This window comes from Candidatus Phytoplasma solani (assembly GCF_041729705.1).
Lineage (GTDB): Bacteria > Bacillota_I > Bacilli_A > Acholeplasmatales > Acholeplasmataceae > Phytoplasma > Phytoplasma solani.
In genome coordinates this window covers 546,013-562,858 of sequence record NZ_CP103788.1, presented here as the reverse complement: position 1 = coordinate 562,858, position 16,846 = coordinate 546,013, and the positions used below count along the sequence as shown (strand labels likewise).

Annotated in this window: 23 protein-coding genes; all 23 read right to left on the bottom strand. The window is 28.4% G+C overall.

Translation table 11 applies throughout. From position 1 onward, the window contains the following. Positions 1-273 precede the first annotated feature (273 nt). Positions 274-615, bottom strand: coding sequence for a hypothetical protein (locus psc1_RS02735; RefSeq protein WP_373375552.1), 342 nt, complete (start codon positions 613-615; stop codon positions 274-276). A 4-nt stretch (positions 616-619) separates the two neighbouring features. Beyond that, on the bottom strand, positions 620-1,087 hold the full coding sequence (locus psc1_RS02730; protein ID WP_373400969.1) for a Panacea domain-containing protein: 468 nt from the start codon (positions 1,085-1,087) through the stop codon (positions 620-622). A gap of 275 nt (positions 1,088-1,362) precedes the next feature. Further along, positions 1,363-2,532, bottom strand: a complete 1,170-nt coding sequence (locus psc1_RS02725) for an IS3 family transposase (RefSeq protein ID WP_373375549.1) — start codon at positions 2,530-2,532, stop codon at positions 1,363-1,365. Positions 2,533-2,751: 219 nt separating this feature from the next. Then, on the bottom strand, positions 2,752-3,720 hold the full coding sequence (locus psc1_RS02720; protein WP_373375548.1) for an SVM family protein: 969 nt from the start codon (positions 3,718-3,720) through the stop codon (positions 2,752-2,754). 24 nt (positions 3,721-3,744) lie between these two features. Beyond that, a complete protein-coding gene (locus tag psc1_RS02715) occupies positions 3,745-4,548 on the bottom strand; it encodes a hypothetical protein (protein WP_373375547.1) in 804 nt (267 codons plus the stop codon). An 87-nt stretch (positions 4,549-4,635) separates the two neighbouring features. Then, on the bottom strand, positions 4,636-6,366 hold the full coding sequence (locus psc1_RS02710; RefSeq protein ID WP_373375546.1) for a hypothetical protein: 1,731 nt from the start codon (positions 6,364-6,366) through the stop codon (positions 4,636-4,638). 29 nt (positions 6,367-6,395) lie between these two features. Beyond that, the gene (locus psc1_RS02705) at positions 6,396-7,196 is read right to left on the bottom strand and encodes a hypothetical protein (protein WP_373375545.1); all 801 of its coding nucleotides are present in this window, start codon (positions 7,194-7,196) and stop codon (positions 6,396-6,398) included. A gap of 151 nt (positions 7,197-7,347) precedes the next feature. Next, a complete protein-coding gene (locus psc1_RS02700; protein ID WP_373375544.1) occupies positions 7,348-9,486 on the bottom strand; it encodes an AAA family ATPase in 2,139 nt (712 codons plus the stop codon). Between the two features lie 117 nt (positions 9,487-9,603). Then, positions 9,604-10,236, bottom strand: a complete 633-nt coding sequence (locus psc1_RS02695; RefSeq protein ID WP_373375543.1) for a YqaJ viral recombinase family protein — start codon at positions 10,234-10,236, stop codon at positions 9,604-9,606. Between the two features lie 5 nt (positions 10,237-10,241). Further along, positions 10,242-10,493 carry a hypothetical protein gene (locus tag psc1_RS02690; RefSeq protein ID WP_373375542.1) on the bottom strand — a complete coding sequence of 84 codons (252 nt, stop codon included), beginning with the start codon at positions 10,491-10,493 and terminating at the stop codon, positions 10,242-10,244. Beyond that, entirely contained in the window at positions 10,486-10,929 is a 444-nt protein-coding gene (locus psc1_RS02685; protein WP_122225582.1) for a hypothetical protein, read from the bottom strand. Before psc1_RS02685 ends, psc1_RS02690 begins: the two co-directional genes overlap by 8 nt. Before the next feature lie 3 nt (positions 10,930-10,932). Beyond that, positions 10,933-11,121: a hypothetical protein gene (locus psc1_RS02680; RefSeq protein WP_122225581.1), complete on the bottom strand. Its 189-nt coding sequence runs from the start codon at positions 11,119-11,121 to the stop codon at positions 10,933-10,935. A 297-nt stretch (positions 11,122-11,418) separates the two neighbouring features. Further along, positions 11,419-11,616, bottom strand: a complete 198-nt coding sequence (locus psc1_RS02675; RefSeq protein ID WP_122225579.1) for a hypothetical protein — start codon at positions 11,614-11,616, stop codon at positions 11,419-11,421. Positions 11,617-11,634: 18 nt separating this feature from the next. Continuing rightward, the gene (locus tag psc1_RS02670; RefSeq protein WP_122225578.1) at positions 11,635-11,925 is read right to left on the bottom strand and encodes an HU family DNA-binding protein; all 291 of its coding nucleotides are present in this window, start codon (positions 11,923-11,925) and stop codon (positions 11,635-11,637) included. Between the two features lie 37 nt (positions 11,926-11,962). Continuing rightward, positions 11,963-12,268 (bottom strand): hypothetical protein, encoded by a 306-nt coding sequence (locus psc1_RS02665; protein ID WP_023161306.1) that lies wholly within the window; start codon positions 12,266-12,268, stop codon positions 11,963-11,965. 63 nt (positions 12,269-12,331) lie between these two features. Then, a complete protein-coding gene (locus psc1_RS02660; RefSeq protein ID WP_122225577.1) occupies positions 12,332-12,640 on the bottom strand; it encodes a DUF2963 domain-containing protein in 309 nt (102 codons plus the stop codon). A gap of 114 nt (positions 12,641-12,754) precedes the next feature. Continuing rightward, positions 12,755-13,456: a DUF2963 domain-containing protein gene (locus psc1_RS02655; protein ID WP_373375541.1), complete on the bottom strand. Its 702-nt coding sequence runs from the start codon at positions 13,454-13,456 to the stop codon at positions 12,755-12,757. An 18-nt stretch (positions 13,457-13,474) separates the two neighbouring features. Continuing rightward, positions 13,475-13,765, bottom strand: a complete 291-nt coding sequence (locus psc1_RS02650; protein ID WP_373375540.1) for an HU family DNA-binding protein — start codon at positions 13,763-13,765, stop codon at positions 13,475-13,477. Positions 13,766-13,850: 85 nt separating this feature from the next. Beyond that, complete coding sequence (locus tag psc1_RS02645) at positions 13,851-14,906, bottom strand: DUF2963 domain-containing protein (RefSeq protein WP_373400967.1); 1,056 nt, start codon at positions 14,904-14,906, stop codon at positions 13,851-13,853. Positions 14,907-14,991: 85 nt separating this feature from the next. Further along, a complete protein-coding gene (locus tag psc1_RS02640; RefSeq protein WP_373375538.1) occupies positions 14,992-15,486 on the bottom strand; it encodes a DUF2963 domain-containing protein in 495 nt (164 codons plus the stop codon). After that, positions 15,486-16,193: a DUF2963 domain-containing protein gene (locus tag psc1_RS02635; RefSeq protein ID WP_122225688.1), complete on the bottom strand. Its 708-nt coding sequence runs from the start codon at positions 16,191-16,193 to the stop codon at positions 15,486-15,488. Before psc1_RS02635 ends, psc1_RS02640 begins: the two co-directional genes overlap by 1 nt. 18 nt (positions 16,194-16,211) lie before the next feature. Then, positions 16,212-16,502 (bottom strand): HU family DNA-binding protein, encoded by a 291-nt coding sequence (locus psc1_RS02630; protein WP_373375537.1) that lies wholly within the window; start codon positions 16,500-16,502, stop codon positions 16,212-16,214. A 37-nt stretch (positions 16,503-16,539) separates the two neighbouring features. Beyond that, a complete protein-coding gene (locus psc1_RS02625) occupies positions 16,540-16,845 on the bottom strand; it encodes a hypothetical protein (RefSeq protein WP_023161306.1) in 306 nt (101 codons plus the stop codon). Position 16,846: the final 1 nt, after the last annotated feature.

Sequence of the window (16,846 nt, the reverse complement as noted above, 5' to 3'; positions counted from 1 at the left end):
ATACTATTTTTATAATATTAAAATCAAAATAATAGCTTTTAAAGAGATTGAAAATTATTATTTGAAGGGCCACCCCATACAAACACACCCCAAAACGTCATATAGGGACAAAATAATGTGTTTTAAGGGTATTTGAGGTTTTGTTTTGTGATAAATAGTTAAATAAGGAAAGCGACGTTCAACGTCGCTGGGGAAATGGTTTTTTTATTTAAAAATAAAAAAAAGACACTCGATTAAATGAGGGTCTTAATTTTTTTAGATTTATTAAATAAATTAATATAATTCATGTTTAGGATCAAAACCCAGAATATAAAAAATATTATTTAATTTTAAACCTAATAAACGACTTTGTTTTGTAGTTTTTAATTGATAAACTGTTTCACCTTCTGCAAGTTTTGCAATTTTTTTAAAACCTTCGTTAATAAGTTTATGTTCTTTAACTTCATGAAAATGAAAATCGCTATTTATGACGCTTTGAAAACTATTATGTTGTATAGGTTTGTCTAAAGGATAAAGAATATCTTCAAAAAATTGTAAAATTTTAAAACGTTTAAAATTTTTATAAGGTGCATATTTTTTAACAAAGGAATAACGAAATTTAGTTTTTGAACTCATCAGATTACTTTATTTTTTTGAAATTTTTTGTAAAATAATTTTTTATTATTTCGTTTTTAATAACATTTTTAGACCAATCTTCGTTATTATCCCAAGCCGATCGCCAAGGAGCTTCTTGATGCGTCAAATTAGATAAACTAGTAGCTGCTTTATTTCCATATAATTCTATTATTCTATCGATTAAAACACGATGATTGTTTGTTAAGTTTTTTTCTTCTCCTTTTTTAGCTCCGCGACAAATTGGTTTATAGGTATAACGTTTAAATTCATTATATAAATTAGGAAAAACAGGCCCGTGAAGCCATGCTTCGATTGGTTCATTAAAAATTGGTTGATTATTTTCAACTAAATATTTAGCATATGTATAATAAGTTAATTTTTGTAATTTCATATTTGTGATGGCACTCTTATTTTTTTTAATAATATAATTGGCGACATCAAAAATAGTGATTTCATTATTTTGATTATTCATAATTTTCTCCTTTTTAAAATGAATTTATCTACTGTTAGTATATCATGAAAATATTTTATTGCAACATTAAAAATAAAAAAGAATTAAAATAATTGTTTTTAAGGTGTTTCAAATTTATTGTTTGAAGTAAACCTCAAAAAAATATATAAAACGTCATTAAGGGGCAAAATAATTCGTTTTAGAACTATTTTGGTTCCAAATTAAATAACCAAAATAGTTTAGTTATAAAAAAACTACACAAATTGCCCTCCATCAAAGAGGGCTTATTATTTAATTTAATTTTTAAGATTTTTATTTTTATATTCTAAAGGTGATAAATAATTTAAAACTTTCATTTTGCGATAAATATTATAATACCTAATGTAATCACTAATGATTTCTTCAATTTGTAATTCATTTAATTTTTGCATCTTTTCATAATGGATGGTTTCGCGTTTCATGTTGGCCCAAAATGATTCCATACATGCATTATCAGTTGGCATACCTTTTGCCGAATAGCTAGCGATTAAATTATTTTCTTTTAAATTAGCTTTATACCTTTTAGAAGTATAAACACTTCCTCTATCACAATGGATAACGCAAGGATTTGTTAATTTAGGTATGCATTTCAAAGTATCAATCACAAAATTAACATCAGCAACCTTAGAAATGTTAAATCCTATAATTTCTCGGTTAAATAAATCTAAAATTACTGAAACAAATATTTTTTTATTTTTCGGCCCAAAAGTAATATAAGTAATATCAGTACATAATTTTTCAAAAGGTATTGTTGCGTGATAATTATTTTGTATTAAATTTTTTAAATTATTTTCTTTTTGAACCGATAAATCATAATAATATTGAGGTTTTCGTTGAATCCTTTGTGATAACAAACCAAATTTATGCATCATTTTTAAAACGGTTTTAGGATTGATTTTGAATTTAAGTTCAATTAATTTTTGATGAACTATGCGATATCCAAGGCGTCTTTTTCTTTTGCCATCAGTAGTAATATATGAATTTTGTTTACATATTTGAAATAAGGCTTTTTCTAAGTCATTGTGCGGTCTCGGATGATTACTTTGTTCTATCCACTTATAATAACTATTTTTAGAAATACTTAACCATTTAGTTAATTGATTCAATGAAATGTCATCTTTATATTCATTAATAATTTCTAAATACAATTTTCTATTCTTTTTCAAACTAGCATTAACTTTTATTTTGATTTTTCTTTTAATCAAATTAATTTCATTTTCTGATTCTTTCTCTTTTGATTCTTTGTCAAAATAAGATGCACCATATAATTTATATAACCAAACCCATTTATAAATTTGACTACGATTTTTAATTTTAAATTTTTCTTGAATTTCTTTACATTTTTTCCCTTCCTGTTTCAAAACAACAGCCTTTAATTTAGTATCCAAAGAATATGATTTTAATTTCTTCTCCATTTCTAAGCTCATTTCCGTTTTGTTAACATATCCTTAATTTTTAAGTTGCTATTGTTAAAAAAAACTGTTTATTGATGTATTTTGCATTAAAAAAAAATAACAATAAACCTTCCTAAAAAGATTTTATTGTTGTTTTAAAGAAGTTTATTTATTTTCTTTTGTAAATTTGTTTGTCAATTATAAAAAAATAAAGCTAGAGTTATTTTTTAAATTCTAATTTTTATTATTTCTTTAAAAATGAAAAATTTTTTTATATAATGAATCTAAAATTCCTGAATAAGTATTTATTTTTTGTTCTAAAGTTATTATTTTTTTTTGATATTTTATTTTTTCGTTTTCTAATTCTGCTTTTAATAACTTTAATTTATTTTTTAATTGATTGATTTCCTCTTCTTTGAGAGATAATTGAACTTCAAAATTAACTTTTTCTTGGTTGATATCAGTTTTTAAAGTGTTAATTTCTGAATTTAGTTGTTTTTTTTCTTCTTTTGATAAATTAATTTGCTCGATTAATTGTTGCTTTTTTGATTCAACCTCGGCCTGTTTTTGATTAATTTCATGCTCTAATTTATTTAAATCTTTTTTATTTGAAGATAATTGGTTTTCTAATTGTGATTTTTGGTTTTGCAATAAATTTAATTGATTATTTATTTTACCTATTTCTTTTTTTTGAAATTTTATCTCTAGATGATTATAAATTTGTTTATTTATATCTTTTATATTTTTTGTTTCATTGATTTTAGAATTTAAATTTAATGGTTTTTTTAACCAAAAAATATACATATTTGAAGCGCCATTTCCCATTTGAATCAAATCTTCTAAGGTGTATTTATCATCCATTTTATCTCTAATTCCTTTATCAAACACAACACACAATAATTTAACAGGTTTTTGTTGGATTATCCAATAATATGGTGGTTTAATCATCCAACTAAGTTCATGTTGAGTGTTTGTTCCATTATAGCATGGATATTCTAAAGTTAAAGAAGTAAAACATTCAAAATAATTATTATTTATTACATAATATGATATATCTTCTACTTTTTCTAGAAAAATATCGTGAATTTGCATATTTGTTTTTGTGGGAATATCTTCAATATTAATTGCCATAATTTTATGACTATTAGTAATTAAAAATAATCCTAAACCAATAAATAAAATTATTTTAAAAAAAATACTCTCTTTTTTTAATTTAAACATTAATATTTCTCGCTTTCTAATTATTTATTTCTCTTTTGTATTAAATTTTTGGGTGTATAGGGTTATATAACCTTGTTTGGGGTTGAAGTGGAGGTAGTAGGTTTTGTTTATGAAGTGGAGATTGTTTTCGTCTCTTTTGTTTGAAATGCAGTTTACTTCATCCATGAAAAAGTCTTTATCTTCTTCGAGTAACCATTTAGGGCCTTTGTAGTTAAGTTCTATGTAGTGATTCGATGGGTCTACAATCATTTTGTCATTAAATTGTGAGTCTTTGTCTTTGTTTTTTGTGTGGAAACAAACAAAATTATCTACTGTTAAATTTCCATCATACCAATTGTCAAATGGGTTTTTGACGAATGGCGCGAGGTCGGTTGGTTCGTGTGAGTAGTGGTGTCCGCGTCCAAGGCCGTTTAATCCGTAGAAGGTGTAAGTTCTTTTAATCACGGGAGTACCTTCGATTTTAACACCTTTAAACCAATATTCTAATTCGTTGCTTTTTTTTAATTTATGATTTTCATCATCGTATGCATATCTTATACCTTTGGCTTCAAACCATTCATCATGTGTTTCTATTTTGGTGGTGGGGATAGGGTAAATTTTTGGTTTTGTTTTGGTGATATCATATTTTATATCTAAAAACAAAAACACTCCAAAAGCAAGAACTATAATAGACATCATGACATAATAAACAATCAAAGCTGTCTTTATATTGACTTTTTTAATCCTGTTTGTATTTTCTCGTTTTTGAATAAACCAAATCCATAAAGGGATTAATCCAAAAATAATACCCAAAATACCTATAATAGTTAATATCTTAAATAACTCCATTCTAATCTTGATTCCTTTTTTTATTATTTGAACTTATCATCATTTTAACACAAATATAACAATAATGCAAAAAAATATGCATTATTGTTACCACCCAAACCATTTAGAGAATGTAGACCATTTTGATGCAACAGCTGTGGCACCACCTAAAGCTGCCCCAGCAAGTCCACCAACAACAGTTCCAACAGGCCCAAGAACAGAACCAACTGAGGCACCAAAAACAGCCCCTGATTTAACTGCAACTGTTGTTGAAATAACTGCCCCTGTTCTTTCTACTCCTTCTTGCCAAGCGCTTTGTTTGGTGGTTAGTTGTTGGGATTTGTTGGTTAATTGTGATTGTGTGGTTTCTAAATCGAGGATTTGTTTATCTAACTTCTCTTTCATTGCTTTATGTGCGTCTTGTTCGGCTTTCAATTGTTCTTTTAGTTTATCGATTTCATGTTGTAATTCTTTGTTGACGAATCCTAATGAACCGCTTGCGCCCTCAAGTCCTGCAATTGCTCCTTCTAGTTGTTGGATTTTGATTGCTTGTTGTTTGAAAGTTTCCATGTTGGCTTCAATTTCAGCAGTTAGTTTCATAATTTGTTCTGCTTGTTCTTGGATGGTTTGTTGTAGTTGGGCTATTTCTTCATCTTTTTGTTTGATTATTTCTTGGAGTTGGGTTTCGTTGGCTTCTAGAGTGTTGATTTTACTTTTTAAGTCTTTGATTTGAGTTTGTTTATTGTTTAATTGATTAACTAATGATTTGTTTTCATTACCGTTTTTAACCAATTCACCTTGAATTTCTTTGATTTCTTTTTCTAGTTGTTCGTTTTCGATTTTAGATGTGTTTAGTTGTTCTTGAATTTTGTTTAAATCGTTAGTATATTTTTCTTTTAGGTTTTTGTTTTCCAATTTTAAAGTATCTATTTCATTTCTAAATCCTTGTTCTTTAATTTCTAGTTGTTGGATTTCGTTTTTAAAGGCTTTGATGTGAGTTTCTTTGTTGTTTAATTCTTGTTGTAGTTTATTTGCATTTTCGTTGTTTTTTGCAATTTGTTCTTTTAGGTTTTGGGTTTCAGTTTCTAGTTCTAAAACCATTTTTTTGTAATTATCTATTTGTTTTTGGATTTCTTCCAAAGTTTTTACGTGTTGTTCTCTTAGACTTGTTGTTTCATCTTGTTTTTGGGTTAATAGTTGTTTTAGATTAGCTTCATTTTGTTTTAATTGTTCGATTTCTTCTTCTTTGAGAGATAATTGAACTTCAAATTTAACCTTTTCTTGGTTAATATCAGTTTTTAAGTTATTGATTTCTGAATTTAGTTGTTGTTTTTCTTCATTTGATAAGTTAATTTGACTGATTAATTGTTGTTCTTTGAGGTTTAGTTGTTCTTCTTTTTGGTTAATTTGTTGTTGGAGTTTTTCTAAGTCTTGTTTATTTGAAGATAATTGGTTTTCTAATTGTGATGTTTGAGTTTGTAATTGTTCGATTTCTTTGTGTTTGTTTTCGGTATTTTGGATTTGTTGGTTTAAATCATTTTGTATATTGTTAATTTCTTGTTGCAATTTATTTTTTTCTTCATCAGTTAATTCTTGATTATCTGTTAATTCTTTTTGCTTTGATTTAAGTTGATTATCTAAATTATCTCTTTGATTTTTGAGGTTTAATATCTCTAATTGTTGAGCTTGTAAATTGGCTTCAAGATAATTTTTTTCGTTCTCCAACTTTTTAGTTTTTGCTTTTTCTTGTTGAATTAACTCCTCAACTTGTTTCTGCATTTCAGGATTTAATAAATTTCTTTTATGTTCTTCTTTTTCTTTATGAATTGGTTGTTGCATATTTAGTTGAGGAGTTTGGGGGTTATTAGTTAATTCAGTTGATTTGTTTGTTTTTTTTTTTTTTGAGATTCCATTTGTTGGGGTTCGTCGTTATTGTTTGTTTCTATCGCCTCTTCGTGGTGTTGTGTGAGAGTGTTTGGGTTTATTTGCGGGTTTTCGTTTTTATTTTCTAGTTGTTGAGGTGGGGAGTTGTTAGTTGGTGGGGTTTGGGGTGTTTTATCTGTTAATGAAGTTATTGATACATAAGTGATAGTTGCAACTAAAACCAAACTTCCGATTAAAGGTCCTACAAATGGGATGAAACAACATGCAGCTGCAAGTAGACATCCGCCTATTAGCCATAAAATTTTTGAAACGGTAGAAGAATGTTGAGGACTAATTCCTATTTTTTCTAATGCTTCTGCGGTTTTGTCATTTATGTTATGACAGGCATCTTTTAAATTTTTAAATGCTCCGCCAAATTTTGAAGCTAATTCAGGGAAGAATTTAAAAAGAACCCAACAAATACCAACTCCAATTAATAAGATAGGCAATAATACGATAATTGCTTTTACTAATATTTTAATTATTTTTACAAACCAATTATCTTGTTTTTGTTGAGTTTCTACAATTATTTTTGTAGGTTGTGGGGGGGTGGTTTTGGTAATTGGTTTTGTGTGAGTTTTTGGGGTTGGTTTAGTAATTATTGTTGGATTTTTTTTAATTATAGTTGGTTTGGTGGTTGTTTTTTTAGCTGTTTTTTTTGGTTTTTTGATTTTTCGAGGGATAACTTTTTTAGAAGTTATCGCCTTTGGTTTGGTTTTTTTGGTTTTAATTATTTTTTTTGCCATATTAATTCCTCGCTTTCTTTACTTTATTTATTTCTCTTTTTCTAGTTGTTCTTTGATTTGTTTGATTTCTTCTTCTTGTTTTTCTTTAATTTTTTCAATTTTTTGGAGTTTAATTTCTAAGATAGCTACTTTCACTGGTTTATTATTTTCTTCATTTTTTTGTGTTGTGTTTTTGGGTGTATAGGGTTATATAACCTTGTTTGGGGTTGAAGTGGAGGTAGTAGGTTTTGTTTATGAAGTGGAGATTGTTTTCGTCTCTTTTGTTTGAAATGCAGTTTACTTCATCCATGAAAAAGTCTTTATCTTCTTCGAGTAACCATTTAGGGCCTTTGTAGTTAAGTTCTATGTAGTGATTCGATGGGTCTACAATCATTTTGTCATTAAATTGTGAGTCTTTGTCTTTGTTTTTTGTGTGGAAACAAACAAAATTATCTACTGTTAAATTTCCATCATACCAATTGTCAAATGGGTTTTTGACGAATGGTGCAAGGTCGGTTGGTTCGTGTTCGGGGTGGTTTCCGCGTCCAAGGCCGTTTAAGCTATAAAAAACATATTTTTTTTCTACTTTTGTTTCGTCTTTTGTAGGTTTTAGGTGTTTTAATAGGCCTTGTTTCCATGCTGCATATTGGCCTTCGCATTCTTTTCTGCGTTTATCAATATCGGTTATATCTTTTTTGATTCCTTGTTGTATATCTATCATTTCATCTAAGTCAGATGGTAACATTACTTCATGATTCTTATTTTCGGATTTAAATCTTTTGGTTTTGGTATAGGCATCTTTGATGATGGTGGTTAAATCACGGTTAGAATAGTTTTTGCCTTTACATCTATTAGCGATTTCATTTAAATGTAGATAAGTGTGATAACTGATTTTATAAGGAGTGATTAAGAATTTTAAAAAACCTTCTATTTCTTCATCTTGCATTAAATCAATTTTTATTTCTTTAGAAAATCTACTTCTTAGGGCTTTGTCGATTTTGTTTAAATGGTTAGTTGCTCCCATTAAAACTATTTTTTTGTTACTACTATTAAAACCATCTAATTTATCTAATAAAGTATTGATAACATTGACTCCTCCTGAAGAAATATTGGCATCCTCACGATTTTCTAATCCTTCGATTTCATCAATAAAGATAATTGTTTTATCATATGATTCTGCTTCTTGCCAAACTTTCTCCACTTCTTTTTCTCCTTCACCGATGTATTTTTGGCGGAATTTAGAAGGAATTAAATTAATAAAGTGAACGTTAGCTTCACCACAAAGGGCTTTCATTAAATGTGTTTTTCCTGTTCCTGGAGGACCATATAATAAGTATCCTTTTGGTTTGATTTGGTCGTAGTTGACTAAATCATCGTCATCATCTTTAAAATAACAAATTAAATCTTTTAGTTCTTCTTTTTCTCTTTCCATCCCATATACATCTTTGAATGTGACTTTCTTTTTTTCAAGTTTGGGTGTATTTGGGTTTTTAATTATTTCAATTTCGGTTTGTAATTGTTTAATTTGTTTTTTAAATTGAATTAATTGACCGTCTAAGAATAAATCATAACTTTTTAAGTTTTGGATTTCTTGAGGGTTATCCTGATTTTTAATTATTTGTTCTTTTATTAATTCCTTGTTTGCGTTATTGTAATTAATTGCTTTTTGTAAGATGTTGATTTTTTCATAAATATCTTTAAAATTGGTAGTTTTATTTATTTCTAATTGAGTTGTTTGGATTGTGTTTTGGTTGGTTAATTGAGATTGTGTGATTTCTACTCGTTTTTTAGTTAGAGGTTTTGTTTCATTATTGATGTTATCGCGTTTTTGGGTTTTGTTGGTTATTTCTTGTTTTATTTTGTTTATTTCAGTTTCTAATTTGGATTTTTGTTCGTCGGTTAAGTTAGTTTGTTTGTTGTTTAATTGGTTTGTTTTTTCTTCTAATTGGTTATTGAGAGTATTTATTTCTTGATTTAAAGTATTTATTTTTGTTAAATTAGAATTAATTTTTTGGGATAAAATGTTGTCTTCTTCTTTGAGTTTTTTTGAATTTTCTATATTTTTTTGATTGATTGATTCTAGTTCTTGTAAACGAGTTTGAATTTGACTAAGTGCTTCTTTTTCTTTTGGGTTTAATTCTTTGTTATTTTGTTTTTCCTCTCCGTGTTGTTGTGTGTGGGTGTTTTGTGTGGGATTTTGGTTGGTGTTGGAGTTGGATGGTGATTTGGTTAATCCAACAATAAATAAAACAAATAGAATTAAACTAAATATTGCTAAAAAACTAAGATATATTTTGGTTGAAAGTTTCATATTTTCTCCTTTCTTTTAATAATTGTTTATTTTATAACGATAAGTGATGTATAATGAGTCGACTTTTGTTTTGGAGGGGCCTTAATGGCTAATATTTTGAGTCTATTGTTTTATATTTTATTTTGTTTTAGTTAATTTTTTTAAATAAGTTGTTTGTGATAATTCTTGTTTGGCTTTGTTTAAAATATTTAAATATTTTTTACTATCAGCAATCATTTTAGAGATAAAGTTATTATTTTGGTAAATGCGGACCACATGGTATTTTATGTCATTAAAATAAACCAAAAAGTAAGCAAATTTAGCTTGACTACAATATAATTGGCATTGAACTTGGGCCCAGTAGTTAATGGGAACTTCTTTATTTGAAAAAAAGCCGTTCCAAGATGTGGATGTTTTATTGTTTTCATCCACATAAGGGCATTTAATTTCTAATAAAATATTTGTTTTAGAATTATAACCATCAAGAGAGGCTGAAAACATTTTTGTTTTATCGTCGGTAAAAATGGTATCAGGAAAATTTAGGTTAGTGGTTTTTTCAAAGAAACTACGTGCTAGGGGTTCAGTTTTATTACCGTGTTCGGTGTATTTGTTAGAAGTAAAAGTTGTTCCAAAGATTTTGTCGTGTACCAATTGTTCTAATGTTCTGAATTTATCGTTTCCAGTGATACTTCCTATTTCAGATGCATTTATGTATTTTTTACGGTGTTGGTACCATAATTTAGTACGTTGATTTAAGGTTTTGATTTGCATAATTATTATTCTTTTTCTATTTCTTTGTTATTTAATTCAATTGGTTTTTGTTTTGGATTAAATGGATTATTGTTTTCGGTTTTAGTGTTTAATTGGTTGATTGATTCTAGTTCTTGTAATCTTTTTTTGATTTCTTTTGTTTCTTGGGGTTGAGAATGTTGAAAAAGAGAGAAGAATAGTTTTTTAAAAAGAAACATCAAAGCAGTTGTAAACAAACAACCAATTAAAAAACCAATAGTAAAATTTAGGTCATTCATTTTCGTTGTCCTTTCTAAGGTTTGATTGATTGTTATTTTGTGATTTTAACAATTTTTTTCTTTCTTTTTTATCTTTCCAATGAGAAACTTTTATTTTTTGTTGGGAAATTTGGGATTTAAGTTTTTCTTGGTTTTCGTTGATTTTATCTAATTTTTTTATTAATTGTTGTTCTAAGTATGCTTGTTTGGCGTTTTTGATTTCTAAGTTTTGGAGTTTTTTGTTAGGGAAAAAGAGGCCCATTATGATGTCTTTAAAAAAGATAATAATATTTGTAATTAATTTAAAAACTGGTTTAAAACCTGTGACGATAAGTATGGTGAAAAGAGTTGTTTGAATTGCATCGGTTCTTCGTTCTAAGATTTCAATTGTTGTAAATCCTTTTGTATAATTGAGGAAGTAATTTGTAATGTTTGTTAAAATTGTAAAAATAAACATGGTTTATTGCCTTTCTTTTTGTTTTAAAAATATAAAAAAATAATAAATAACAAACATAACTATGCTAAAGAAGTTTGTTGTTGAAATAATAAGCATTTGTAAAGTTGGGTAATAACACATAATTACTACACTTATTAGAAATGCAATTATTTGCGTTAATAAACTCATTAATGCGATTTTTAAAGTTTCCATTTTTTTAATTCTCCTTTTATTGATTTTTTTGTTTTTTTCTTTTTGGGTTTTTGTAATCGGTCTTGGAAATAGGTTCCACGATATGCTTCAATCATTCCATCACTCATATTTTTTCGCCTCTTCAAGTATGTAAAAAAGGATAATATTTATTATTAAAATTAAAGACGTTATAGATACCAGTGTTATTTTGTTTATAGTTTCTGGGCTTAATTTAAAATAATTAAATATTTTGTAAGTTAAAAATGGTGTTATTATTGGAAATGCAGTAAATAATATAACTTTTAAAATTTTAGTCATTTATTTTTCCTCCTTTGGGTTTATTGAAATTAATATAAAAAATAAAATATTTTGTAACAAAATTGCAAATATTGTAATGTGGAATATAGCTTTTGCACTTAATTCAAAATAATTAATTATTTTGAAAAGAAAAAATGCACTTAATACGGAGTATATGGCGATTACAAAAATAGGTAATGAAGGGTTTTTTAATTTCATATTATTCTCCTTTGTTTTTTAATTTAATTCTAGTTTTTTAACTGCATCTTTGATGGTTTTAGATGGTTTGAAAGTTACTACTGTTTTGGCAGGTATTTTTAGTTTTTTTCCAGTTTTAGGATTTCTTCCTATATGGGCTTTTCTTGATTTTAAGATGAATTTACCGATTTTAGAGGATAAAACAACTTCCGCGTTGTTTGTGATTGCTTTAATTATTGCATTCTCGAATGAGTTGTAAAATTCTTCGGTTTGGGTTATTGAGGTTTTGTTGGCTAAAGCTATTTTTTTAATTAATTCTTTTTTTGTCATATTTGGTTTTCTCCTTATTTATTTGGTTTTGGTTTTTTTAAATTTCATAATCTAAATCTCGAAAATGTTTGTCATCTAGCTTGTATTCTTCTTTAATTAATTCTTCTAAAAACTCTTTTTTTGTTTCAATTATTGTTTTGAACTCTTGAAGTTTTTTATCTAAATTATTAATGAACTCGCAAAAAGTTTCTGACATATTCATTTTAGTTTCGCATAAAGTTTCATAAAGGGTTTCGAAACCTCTACCGCCTCCGTTTAAAGAATCAAGTGTATTTTCAAATTCAATATAACGTTTCAGTTTTTTGGTAAATACTTCATTTTTTAATAATTCGTCTGTTTTCATTTTATTTTATTTCTCCTTTTATTTGGTTTGGTTTTTTTGGTCTATATTTGGGTTTGGTTGGGTTTAAAAGTTAATGATATCACTAATTGTTCCGTCGGGGTGGTAAAAAGTTTGTTTAACTAGTTCGCCAGTGGATGGATCAAATTCACTTATATAATCAACAGTTGTTCCATCGGGGTTGAAATGTGTTTTTTTAACTATTTTGCCAGTGTTTGGGTCAGATTCATTTATACAATCAATAGTTTTTCCGTCGGATCGGTAAAATATTTTTTTAATTTTTTTGCCAGTGGATGGGTCAAATTCACTTATATAATAAATAGTTGTTCCGTCGGATCGGTAATTAATTGTTTGATATTCTTTTGCTTTTTGCATTTTTTTAATTCTCCTTTGATTATTTATTGTTTTTAGTTTTGGGTTTTAATTTGCTGCGGTCCTTGAAGTAAGTCCCGCGGTCAATTTCAGTCATGGCGTCGCTCATATGATTTTTTATTCTCCTTTTATTTGGTTATTTATATTTTTTTGTTCGGTTTTGACAAGTTTGCTTGATTGGGTGTGGGTTTTTAGGAATTTTCCTGTTTTGGGGTCGAATTCGTAGATGTCCCAAATTGTTTTGCCATCTTTTTGGAATGAGAAGTCTTTGATTTTAATGCCAGTTTGAGGGTCGTATTCAATTATAGAATGAATTCTTACGCCGTCGGGGTGGTATGTAGTTGTTTTGATTTTATTACCAGTTTTAGGGTCGTATTCTAGGATCAACTCAATTCCTACGCCGTCGGGTTTAAAATAAGTGTCTTTGATTCGATTACCAGTTTGAGGGTCGCGTTCTGCAATCCAATCAATTCTTACGCCGTCGGGGTGGAATTTAGTTGTTTTAACTAGTTCACTAGTGTCTTGATCATATTCATATATAAAATCAATCTTTTTTCCATCATGTTGATAATGAATTTTTTTACGTCCATATTTATTGATATATTGTTTTTTGGTGGTTTTCGTTGTCCTTTGATTTGGGTTTATTGAAATTAATATAAAAAATAAAATATTTTGTAACAAAATTGCAAATATTGTAATGTGGAATATAGCTTTTGCACTTAATTCAAAATAATTAATTATTTTGAAAAGAAAAAATGCACTTAATACGGAGTATATGGCGATTACAAAAATAGGTAATGAAGGGTTTTTTAATTTCATATTATTCTCCTTTGTTTTTTAATTTAATTCTAGTTTTTTAACTGCATCTTTGATGGGTTTAGAAAGTTTGAAAGTTACTACTGTTTTGGCTGGTATTTTTATTTTTTTGCCTGTTTGAGGGTTTCGTCCTATATGGGCTTTTCTTGATTTTAAGATGAATTTACCGATTTTAGAGGATAAAACAACTTCCGCGTTGTTTGTGATTGCTTTAATTATTGCATTCTCGAATGAGTTGTAAAATTCTTCGGTTTGGGTTATTGAGGTTTTGTTGGCTAAAGCTATTTTTTTAATTAATTCTTTTTTTGTCATATTTGGTTTTCTCCTTTGTTTATTTGTTTTTTTGTATTTTTTGGTTTTGTTGGTAGGTTGTTGAGTTTTTTTAAGTGTGATATTATTATTGATCGCAATATTCACAATTGCATTCGTGGTCGTCATCATCTTCATCATATTCTTCAATAGATCTAATTGAGCCATCGGGGTTGTAAAAGATGTCTTTGATAATTTTGCCAGTTTCGGGGTTGAATTCTTCGATGTAATCAATTGTTTGGCCGTCGGATCGGTAATCAGTTTTTTTGATTTTATTACCAGTTTCGGGGTTGAATTCTTCAATCCAATCAATTCCTACGCCGTCGAATTTGAATTCAGTTTTTTTGATTTTATTACCAGTTTCGGGGTTGAATTCTTCGATGTAATCAATTGTTTGGCCGTCGGATCGGAATTTAGTTTTGTTGATTTTATTACCAGTTTTAGGGTCGTATTCGCGGATGTAGTCAATTGTTTTGCCGTCGGATTTGAATTCGGTTTGTTTGGTTGGGTGTCCTGTTTGTGGGTCGTATTCGTTGATGTACCAAATTTTTTTGCCGTCGGGGTGGTAATATGTCGTTTTGATTAGTTCGCCAGTTTTTGGGTTGAATTCTCGGATCCACTTAATTCCTACGCCGTCGGGGTGGTATGTAGTTGTTTTGATTTCATTACCAGTTTTTGGGTCGTATTCGCGGATGTAGTCAATTGTTTTGCCGTCGGATTTGAATTCGGTTTGTTTGGTTGGGTGTCCTGTTTGTGGGTCGTATTCGTTGATGTACCAAATTGTTTTGCCGTCGGGTTGGTAATTAATTGTTTTAACTAGTTCGCCAGTGGATGGGTTAAATTCACTTATAAAATCAATCTTTTTTCCGTCGTCTTGGTATGTAGTTTCTTTAATTTTTTTGCCAGTGGATGGGTTAAATTCATATATAAAATTAATAGTTTTTCCGTGGGGGCGGTAATGAGTGTGTTTAATTGTTTTGCCAGTGGATGGGTCAAATTCAATTATATAATCAACAGTTGTTCCATCTTGTTGAAAAATAGTGGCTTTAACTTGTTTGCCAGTGGATGGGTTAAATTCAATTATAGATTTAATTGTTCCGTCGGGTTGGTAATTAATTGTTTGATATTCTTTTGCTTTTTGCATTTTTTTAATTCTCCTTTGATTATTTGTTTTTTTGTATTTTTTGGTTTTGTTGGTAGGTTGTTGAGTTTTTTTAAGTGTGATATTATTATTGATCGCAATATTCACAATTGCATTCGTGGTCGTCATCATCTTCATCATATTCTTCAATAGATCTAATTGAGCCATCGGGGTTGTAAAAGATGTCTTTGATAATTTTGCCAGTTTCGGGGTTGAATTCTTCGATGTAATCAATTGTTTGGCCGTCGGATTTGAATTCGGTTTGTTTGGTTTTATTGCCAGTTTGAGGGTCGTATTCTTCAATCCAATCAATTCCTACGCCGTCGGGGTGGAATTCAGTTTTTTTGATTTTATTACCAGTTTCGGGGTTGAATTCTTCGATGTAATCAATTGTTTGGCCGTCGGATTTGAATTCGGTTTGTTTGGTTGGGTGTCCTGTTTGTGGGTCGTATTCGTTGATGTACCAAATTGTTTTGCCGTCGGGGTTGTATTGGGTTTGTTTGATTAGTTGGTTGTTTTGGTTAAGTTCAACAACAACTCTATATCCGTATTTGTCAGTAGTTTCTTTGATTATATTTTTCATTATTTGGTTCTCCTTTTTATTTGGTTATTTATATTTTTTTGTTCGGTTTTGACAAGTTTGCTTGATTGGGTGTGGGTTTTTAGGAATTTTCCTGTTTTGGGGTCGAATTCGCAGATGTCCCAAATTGTTTTGCCATCTTTTTGGAATGAGAAGTCTTTGATTTTAATGCCAGTTTGAGGGTCGTATTCAATTATAGAATGAATTCTTACGCCGTCGGGGTGGAATTCAGTTTTTTTGATTTTATTACCAGTTTTAGGGTCGTATTCTAGGATCAACTCAATTCCTACGCCGTCGGGGTTAAAATAAGTGTCTTTGATTCGATTACCAGTTTGAGGGTCGCGTTCTGCAATCCAATCAATTCTTACGCCGTCGGATCGGAATTTAGTTGTTTTAACTAGTTCACTAGTGACTTTATCGTATTCATTTATATAATCAATCGTTGTTCCATCATGTTGATAATGAATTTTTTTACGTCCATATTTATTGATATATTGTTTTTTGGTGGTTTTCGTTGTCCTTTGATTTGGGTTTATTGAAATTAATATAAAAAATAAAATATTTTGTAACAAAATTGCAAATATTGTAATGTGGAATATAGCTTTTGCACTTAATTCAAAATAATTAATTATTTTGAAAAGAAAAAATGCACTTAATACGGAGTATATGGCGATTACAAAAATAGGTAATGAAGGGTTTTTTAATTTCATATTATTCTCCTTTGTTTTTTAATTTAATTCTAGTTTTTTAACTGCATCTTTGATGGTTTTAGATGGTTTGAAAGTTACTACTGTTTTGGCAGGTATTTTTAGTTTTTTTCCAGTTTTAGGATTTCTTCCTATGTGGGCTTTTCTTGATTTTAAGATGAATTTGCCAATTTGAGGTGATAAAACTACTTCTTCATAAGTAGTGATTGCCTCATTCAAAGCAAATTCAAATGAGTTATAAAATTCCTCAGTTTTTGTGATTGAGGTTTCATTTACTTCAGCTATTTTTCTAATTAATTCTTTTTTTGTCATTTTTTGGGTTCTCCTTATTTATTTGGTTTTGGTTTTTTTAAATTTCATAATCTAAATCTCGAAAATGTTTGTCATCTAGCTTGTATTCTTCTTTAATTAATTCTTCTAAAAACTCTTTTTTTGTTTCAATTATTGTTTTGAACTCTTGAAGTTTTTTATCTAAATTATTAATGAACTCGCAAAAAGTTTCTGACATATTCATTTTAGTTTCGCATAAAGTTTCATAAAGGGTTTCGAAACCTCTACCGCCTCCGTTTAAAGAATCAAGTGTATTTTCAAATTCAATATAACGTTTCAGTTTTTTGGTAAATACTTCATTTTTTAATAATTCGTCTGTTTTCATT